This window comes from Paraburkholderia phenazinium, assembly GCF_900100735.1.
Taxonomy (GTDB): domain Bacteria; phylum Pseudomonadota; class Gammaproteobacteria; order Burkholderiales; family Burkholderiaceae; genus Paraburkholderia; species Paraburkholderia phenazinia.
In genome coordinates, this window is sequence record NZ_FNCJ01000004.1 from 1 (window position 1) to 549 (window position 549).

Annotated in this window: 1 pseudogene; it reads right to left on the reverse strand. The window is 60.1% G+C overall.

Annotated features, from left to right (window positions below):
• Positions 1-518 (reverse strand): annotated as a pseudogene (locus BLQ92_RS39310) (hemagglutinin); the annotation flags it as partial.
• Positions 519-549 lie beyond the last annotated feature (31 nt).

The window sequence follows — 549 nt, forward strand, 5'->3', positions numbered from 1 at the left end:
CTGTTGGTCGTGCTCAGACCCGTGGACAGCGAGTTCACACCGCTTTGCGCCGTACTGATCCCCGTCGACGTTGAGGTCGACAGTGAAGCCACATTACTGTTGGTCGTGCTCAGGCCTGTGGACAGCGAGTTCACACCGCTTTGTGCCGTGCTGATACCCGTCGACGTCGAGGTCGACAGCGATGCCACATTGCTGTTCGTCGTGCTCAGACCCGTCGAGACCGAACTCGACAGCGACGTCACATTGCTGTTGGTGGTGCTCAGGCCGGTCGAGGCCGAAGTGGACAGCGACGCCACATTGCTGTTGGTCGTGCTCAGGCCTGTGGACAGTGAGTTCACACCACTTTGTGCGGTGCTGATACCCGTCGAGCTCGAGGTCGACAGCGACGCCACGTTGCTGTTGGTCGTACTCAGACCCGTCGACAGCGACGTCACACCGCTCTGCACAGTGCTGACCCCGGTAGACAACGATGCCACGTTGCTGTCGGTCGTACTCAGGCCTGTGGACAGTGAGTTCACACCACTTTGTGCGGTGCTGATACCCGTCGAG